Origin of the sequence: Polynucleobacter sp. AP-Latsch-80-C2, from assembly GCF_018882185.1 — a bacterium.
In the GTDB taxonomy this organism is placed as follows: Bacteria; Pseudomonadota; Gammaproteobacteria; order Burkholderiales; family Burkholderiaceae; genus Polynucleobacter.
Genome location: NZ_JACVOY010000042.1, coordinates 1 through 305 on the forward strand (window position 1 = coordinate 1; position 305 = coordinate 305).

Below are 305 nucleotides of genomic sequence, written 5' to 3' on the forward strand. Positions count from 1 at the left end.
TACCTTACAAGTGAGTGGTAGTGGAACTGTAGGCAACACCAGTAGCTTATTAACCTTAAGCAGTGCTACGCTTGATCTACGTAATGGCTTAACCATTGGCTCTTTGTTGATGACCGGTACTAGTCCTATTATTACCAATGGTAGCGGCACATCAAACTTGACAGTTAACGGTACAAGTACCTTGAAAGGCAACATCACCACCAATGGTGCTCAAACCTACACTGGCGCAGTAACCTTAGGTGGTGCGAGCGTACTCACTACTGGCTCTAGCGCTGGCAATATCCTCTTTAGCTCTACTGTTGCCG

1 protein-coding gene is annotated in these 305 nt (G+C 46.6%); it reads left to right on the plus strand.

What is annotated here, in order from left to right:
* The coding region (locus tag ICN47_RS12785; RefSeq protein WP_216220290.1) for a hypothetical protein at positions 1–305 on the plus strand (305 nt) is incomplete at both ends.